Annotated in this window: 5 protein-coding genes and 1 riboswitch; of the genes, 3 read left to right on the top strand and 2 right to left on the bottom strand. The window is 75.0% G+C overall.

Annotated elements, in window-relative coordinates; translation table 11 throughout:
- Positions 1-229: 229 nt before the first annotated feature.
- A complete protein-coding gene (locus tag D7I43_RS24180) occupies positions 230-886 on the bottom strand; it encodes an SDR family oxidoreductase (protein ID WP_120330840.1) in 657 nt (218 codons plus the stop codon).
- A 177-nt stretch (positions 887-1,063) separates the two neighbouring features.
- On the opposite strand from D7I43_RS24180, the gene D7I43_RS24175 reads away from it, so the two are divergent.
- Together D7I43_RS24175 and gcvP are read left to right on the top strand one after the other, a co-directional pair.
- Complete coding sequence (locus D7I43_RS24175) at positions 1,064-1,939, top strand: NAD-dependent protein deacetylase (protein ID WP_120330839.1); 876 nt, start codon at positions 1,064-1,066, stop codon at positions 1,937-1,939.
- A gap of 191 nt (positions 1,940-2,130) precedes the next feature.
- A riboswitch (glycine riboswitch) is annotated at positions 2,131-2,229 on the top strand.
- A gap of 72 nt (positions 2,230-2,301) precedes the next feature.
- Positions 2,302-5,124 carry an aminomethyl-transferring glycine dehydrogenase gene (gene gcvP / locus D7I43_RS24170; RefSeq protein WP_120330838.1) on the top strand — a complete coding sequence of 941 codons (2,823 nt, stop codon included), beginning with the start codon at positions 2,302-2,304 and terminating at the stop codon, positions 5,122-5,124.
- A 113-nt stretch (positions 5,125-5,237) separates the two neighbouring features.
- On the opposite strand, the gene D7I43_RS24165 is transcribed toward gcvP, so the two are convergent.
- Complete coding sequence (locus D7I43_RS24165) at positions 5,238-5,438, bottom strand: DUF5999 family protein (RefSeq protein WP_120330837.1); 201 nt, start codon at positions 5,436-5,438, stop codon at positions 5,238-5,240.
- A 123-nt stretch (positions 5,439-5,561) separates the two neighbouring features.
- Here D7I43_RS24165 and D7I43_RS24160 point away from each other — a divergent pair, with 123 nt between their 5' ends.
- The gene (locus tag D7I43_RS24160; protein ID WP_120330836.1) at positions 5,562-6,752 is read left to right on the top strand and encodes a chorismate-binding protein; all 1,191 of its coding nucleotides are present in this window, start codon (positions 5,562-5,564) and stop codon (positions 6,750-6,752) included.
- The last annotated feature ends 3 nt before the right edge of the window (positions 6,753-6,755 follow it).

Raw genomic sequence — 6,755 nt, 5'->3', positions numbered from 1 at the left:
AATCGTCCGCCCTGAACCCCACAGATGCTCCAACACCTGCCGATGCCCGAACGTCAACACACCCGGCCTCGCCACCAGCACCCCCAACCCAACCAAGATCAGTTGCACTGAAGCCTAGAAACCACCCGGCGTGTCATGGCGGTAACTTCATGATCACCCGGGCCACGCGATCACCGGGGCCGCGCGCCCGCACGGGGACACGGGGACCGGGGACGTGGGGGACCGGGGGTCAGCGGGTGGCCGTCGTTACGGCTTCGGCCACCGGGGTGTCGCCGTTGACGAGTTCCAGGACGAGGCCGGCGGTCGCCGGGGCGTCGAGAAGGGCGACCAGCACCCCGGCCACGTCGGCGCGGGTGACGGCGCCGCGGGGCACGCGCCGCTGCAGGCTGACGCGCCCGGTCGGCGGGTCGTCGGTGAGCCGGCCGGGCCGTAGCACCGTCCAGTCGAGGTCACGGCCGGTGACGTCGTCCTCGGCGGCCTTCTTCGCCCGCAGGTAGGCGGCGAACACCTCGTCGGTGCCCGGGCGCGGCGCGTCCTCCACGCCCATCGAGGAGACCAGCAGGTAGCGGCGGACGCCGGCGCGTTGCGCGGCGTCGGCGAGCAGCACGGCGGCAGCCCGGTCGACGGTGTCCTTGCGGGCGGCGCCGCTGCCCGGCCCGGCGCCGGCGGCGAAGACCACCGCGTCGGCGCCGTCGAGGTGACCGGTCAGCTCGTCGACGCCGACGCGCTCCAGGTCGGCGAGGACCGGCTGGGCGCCGACGGCGGTCAGGTCGGCGGCGTGGTCGGGGTTGCGGATCAGGCCGACGGCGGTGTCGCCGCGGCCGGCGAGTTCCCGCAGCAGCAGCCGGGCGATCTTGCCGTGCCCTCCGGCGATGACGACGCGCATACCTGCAACCTAGCCGCCGGTCCCGTCGCCGCGCGGGCGAGCCGCGCCCTGTCGCCGGGTGGGCGAGCCCACCGCCGCGGCGATCGGTGCGAGGTAGGGCCCGAGCACGCGCCATCGCCCTGTGAGCGAGGCCCGGCACGGGCTGCGCGTTCGCCGGCCGAGGCTCGGTGAGGCAGCATGGACGCCGTGACGGAGACGATCGACGAGCTGGTCGAGCGGGTGGCCGGCGGCGGTGTCGTGGTGCTCAGCGGGGCGGGTCTGTCCACCGAGTCGGGCATCCCCGACTACCGGGGGCCCAGCGGGGCGGCGCGGCGGCACACCCCGATGACGTACCAGACGTTCACCCGGGATCCGCTGGCCCGGCGGCGCTACTGGGCGCGCAGCCACCTGGGGTGGCGGTTGATGGCGCGGGCACAGCCGAACGACGGGCACCGGGCGGTGGCCCGGTTGCAGCACGGCGGCCTGGTCGACGCGGTGATCACGCAGAACGTCGACGGTTTGCACACGGCGGCGGGCAGCCCGGAGGTGGTGGAGCTGCACGGCCGCCTCGACGAGGTGGTGTGCCTCGACTGCGGCAACCGGACCTCGCGGGAGGAACTGGACCGGCGGCTGCGGGAGGCGAACCCCGGGTTCGACGCGCGGGTGGCCGCCGTCAACCCCGACGGCGACGTAGACCTCGACGAGGCCGCGGAGGCGGCGTTCCGGGTGGTCGACTGCACGTTCTGCGGCACGGGCACGCTGAAACCGGACGTGGTGTTCTTCGGCGAGACCGTGCCCGCGCCGCGGGTGGCGCGCTGCTTCGCACTGGTGGAGCGGGCGCGGCTGCTGCTGGTGCTGGGCTCGTCGTTGACGGTGATGTCGGGGCGGCGGTTCGTGCTGCGGGCGGCGAAGCTCGGCATTCCCGTGGTGATCGTCAACCAGGGTCCGACGCGCGGTGACGCGTACGCGGCGCTGACCGTGGACGCGCCGCTGGGCCGGGTGCTGCCGGCGCTGGCCGACCGCGCCGTCGCGGCGGAGCCGGGCACGACCCGGGTGGTGGCCGCAACCGGCTGACCGGCGCGTGGAGCCCGACCGGGCCGGGCCCGACAGCCGCACCCGCGCCGGCCGGCCGACCGGCGCGGGACCCTGCCGGGGCGGGCCCGGCGGCCGGGGCTGCCGCCGACCCCGGGACCAGGCATGATCACCGCCGCCGGGGTACGACATCCGTGGGAAACCCTCCCGCTGGTAGCGTTGACCATGCCGGTAACACCCACGGGGGAGAGACCGCCCAGCAGTACCCGGGGCGGCGCCGAAGGGGCAAATCCTCCCCGGAACCTCTCAGGCAAAAGGACCTCGTGGGGCAGGCACTGTGGAGCGCCGTGCGGGCGCGACAGAGGGGGAGGCCGACTGTCGACCTCGCCCCGGGAGCGCAGCCCATGACCACAGAGCAGTTCGCCACCCGTCACATCGGCCCCGGCCCGGACGACGAACGCCGGATGCTGGAGACCGTCGGCTACAGCTCGATCGACGAGCTGATGGACGCGGCGATCCCCGAGGTGATCCGCTGGCACGGCACCCTGGACCTGCCGGAGCCGGCCACCGAGGCCGAGGCGCTCGCCGAGCTGAGGGCCCTCGCGGCCCGCAACACCGTCGCCGTCTCCATGATCGGCCTGGGCTACCACGGCACGCACACCCCGGCGGTGATCCGCCGCAACGTGCTGGAGGACCCGGCGTGGTACACGGCGTACACGCCGTACCAGCCGGAGATCAGCCAGGGCCGGTTGGAGGCGCTGCTGAACTTCCAGACGATGGTGACCGACCTGACCGGTCTGGCCACCGCGAACGCCTCGATGCTCGACGAGGGCACCGCCGCGGCCGAGGCCATGACCCTCGCCCGCCGGGCGTCGAAGAGCAAGAGCCCGGTGTACGTGGTCGACGCCGACGCGCTGCCGCAGACCATCGCGGTGATCAGCAGCCGGGCGGAGCCGCTCGGCATCGAGGTGCGGGTGCTCGACCTGGACGTCGAGGAGCTGCCCGGGGAGTTCTTCGGTCTGCACCTGCAGTACCCGGGTGCGTCCGGTGCGGTCCGCGACCACGCGGCCCTCGTGGCGGCGGCGCACGCGGCCGGCGCGCTGGTGACCGTCGCCGCGGACCTGCTGGCGTTGACGCTGCTGCGCCCGCCCGGCGAGATCGGTGCGGACATCGCCGCCGGCACCACGCAGCGGTTCGGCGTACCGATGGGGTTCGGTGGCCCGCACGCCGGCTACCTGGCGGTGCGGTCGGGGCTGGAGCGGATGCTGCCCGGCCGGCTGGTGGGTGTGTCCCGCGACGCGGACGGCAACCCGGCCTACCGGCTGGCGTTGCAGACCCGCGAGCAGCACATCCGGCGGGAGAAGGCGACCAGCAACATCTGCACGGCGCAGGTGCTGCTGGCGGTGATGGCCGGCATGTACGCCGTGTACCACGGCCCGGACGGGCTGCGGCGCATCGCCCGGCGTACGCACGCGATGGCGGCGCGGCTCGCGGCGGCGCTGCGCGCCGGCGGCGTCGAGGTGGTGCACGACGCGTTCTTCGACACGGTGCTGGCGCGGGTGCCCGGCGGCGCGGAGGCGGTCGTGGCGGCCGCCGCCGAGCGGGGGGTGAACCTGCGGCTGGCCGACGCCGACCACGTCGGTGTGTCGTGCGACGAGACGACCACCGACGCGCACCTGGCCGTGGTGTGCGCCGCGTTCGGGGTGCCCGCCCCGGGGGCGGGGGCGGAGGAGGCGCTGCCGGCGGGCCTGGCCCGTACGTCGGAGTTCCTCACCCACCCGGTGTTCACCAGCCACCACTCGGAGACGGCGATGCTGCGGTACCTGCGGCGGCTGGCCGACTTCGACTACGCCCTGGACCGCGGCATGATCCCGCTGGGCTCGTGCACGATGAAGCTGAACGCCACCACCGAGATGGAGCCGATCAGCTGGGCGGAGTTCGCGCACGTCCACCCGTTCGCGCCGGCCGAGCAGACCGCCGGCTACCGGGAGATGATCGCCCAGTTGGAGGGGTGGCTGGCCGAGGTGACGGGCTACGACGCGGTGAGCGTGCAGCCCAACGCCGGGTCGCAGGGGGAGCTGGCCGGGCTGCTGGCGATCCGCGCGTACCACCGGGACCGGGGCGAGGGGCACCGGGACGTGTGCCTGATCCCGTCGTCGGCGCACGGCACGAACGCGGCCAGCGCCGTCATGGCCGGCATGCGGGTGGTCGTGGTGGCGTGCGACGCCGACGGCAACGTGGACCTGGTGGACCTCGACGCGAAGATCGACAAGCATCGGGACGCCCTGGCGGCGATCATGGTGACGTACCCGTCGACGCACGGGGTGTACGAGACGGGCATCGCCCAGCTGTGCGCGAAGGTGCACGACGCCGGCGGGCAGGTGTACGTCGACGGGGCGAACCTCAACGCGCTGGTCGGGTTCGCCAAGCCGGGGAAGTTCGGTGCCGACGTGTCGCACCTGAACCTGCACAAGACGTTCTGCATCCCGCACGGCGGCGGTGGGCCGGGTGTGGGGCCGGTGGCGGTGCGGGCGCACCTGGCGCCGTACCTGCCGGGTGACCCGCTGGGCGGGCGGGCCGCGGGGCGGCCGGCGATCTCGGCGGCCCGGTACGGGTCGGCGGGGATCCTGCCGATCCCGTGGGCGTACCTGCGGATGATGGGCGCGTCGGGGCTGACCCGGGCCACCGGGGTGGCGGTGCTGGCCGCGAACTACGTGGCGGCGCGGCTGCGCAACCACTACCCGGTGTTGTACGCCGGCAACAAGGGCCTCGTGGCGCACGAGTGCATCCTCGACCTGCGGCCGTTGACGAAGGCGACCGGGGTGAGCGTCGACGACGTGGCGAAGCGGCTGATCGACTACGGCTTCCACGCGCCGACGATGTCGTTCCCGGTGGCGGGGACGCTCATGGTGGAGCCGACGGAGAGTGAGGACCTGGCCGAGCTGGACCGGTTCTGCGACGCGATGATCGCGATCCGGGCGGAGATCGACAAGGTGGGGTCCGGTGAGTGGCCGGCGGGGGACAACCCCCTGGCCAACGCGCCGCACACGGCGGCGATGGTCAGCGGGGACGAGTGGCCGCACCCGTACCCGCGGTCGGTGGGCGCGTACCCGGCCGGGGTGGACCGGGCGGGGAAGTACTGGCCGCCGGTGCGGCGGATCGACGGCGCGTACGGCGACCGGAACCTGGTCTGCTCGTGCCCGTCGCCGGAGGCGTTCGAGAGCTGAGCGGGTGTGCCGGGGCGGTCGCCGGTGGCCGCCCCGGCCGCGTCGTACCGGCCGGCGGTGGCCCCGGTGACGGGCCGGTGCTGACCGGTGGGTGGTGACGCAGCGTGGTCGCGTCAGGCGACGAGGGCGTGGCGGGCGGGGCCGCGGTGCGGGGCGATGGACCGGCCGTCGGGGAGCAGTTCGCCGGTGTCCTCGAAGACGATGACCCCGTTGCAGAGCAGGCTCCAGCCCTGCTCAGGGAAGCAGGCGATGACCCGGGCGGCCTCCCGGTCGGTAGCGTCGGCGGAGGGGCAGGTGGGTTGGTGCTGGCACATCGGGTTCTCCGGACTGTGGGGGCACTGTGTCATGGTTCACATGACCAGTGACGCACAGTACCAAGCGAAAGTGGCCCGCATCGAGCAGGTATGCGCGTGCGGGTCGGGAAATCCACTGAACGGATGAGGCAGATAGGGCCAGACGGCGTGGAAACGCTCCCAGAACTGACTTCGGTCGATGCACCGGCGGCGCCCGCCGGCTGCCGCCGTACCCTCGTCGAGCGGGCCCGCTGGGAGTGGCGCCCGGCCGACGGCGGCGACCCCGCCGACGGCGCGCAGGAGTTCCTGGCCGCGCACGGCCTGCCGCTGCACGACCTCGCCCGCCCCGCCACCCACGACCCGGCCGGCGTCTGCGGCGCCGCCCTGTACGTGTCGGCCGCCGCCGGGGCGCTGCTGGCCGGCGCGCCGCCCGGCGCGCCCAACCCGGTGTCCACCCTGCCCGAGGTGGCCGTGGTCGTCTACGGCCACGGCGACCCGCCGCCGCCCCGGCCGGCGGCCGGCCCCTGGCGGCTCGGCGAGTGGGTCGAGAGCTGGACGCCGGCCCGGCACGCTGGCGCCGTCGAGGCGGTCCGCGACGCCATCGGCCGCGGCGACGTCTACCAGGTCAACGTCGTGGGGCACGCCGCCGCCCGGTACGCCGGGGATCCCCTGCCGGCCCTCGCCCGCCTGGGCACGCTGCCCGGCGCCCGCTACGGCGGCGTGCTGGCCGGCGCGGGCTGGGCCGTCGGCTGCGCCTCACCGGAGACGCTGGTCGAGCTGACCGGCGGGCGGCTCGTCACCCGCCCGATCAAGGGCACCCGGCCCGCCACCCCCGCCGGCGCCCGGGAGCTGCTGGCCAGCGCCAAGGAACGCGCCGAACACGTGATGATCGTCGACCTGGAACGCAACGACCTCGCGCGGATCGCCCGCACCGGCAGCGTCCGGGTCGACGAACTGTTCGCGGTGCGCCGCTGGTGCGACCTGTGGCAGGCGGAGTCGACCGTCTCCGCGACGGTCGCCGACGGGCTCGGCCTGGCCGACCTGCTGCGCGCCGTCTGCCCCGGAGGGTCGGTCACCGGGGCGCCGAAACGCGCCGCGCTGGAGCAGATCGCCGCCCTCGAACCGGTCGGCCGCGGCGCCTCCATGGGCGCGCTGGGCTGGGTCGCCCCCGGCCGCGTCGACCTGGGCCTGACCATCCGCACCGCCGCCGTCGACACCGACCGGGTCCACGTGTGGGCCGGCGGCGGCATCACCTGGGGCAGCGACCCGCGGGCGGAGGTCGCCGAGGCCGCCGCCAAGAGCGCCCCCGTGCGCGCCGCCCTCGCCGGCCGCTGACCC

The organism is Micromonospora globbae (assembly GCF_003610785.1).
Classification (GTDB): Bacteria; Actinomycetota; Actinomycetes; order Mycobacteriales; family Micromonosporaceae; genus Micromonospora; species Micromonospora globbae.
Note: the sequence above shows the minus strand (reverse complement) of the source record. Positions and strands in the feature narration are given on the sequence as shown.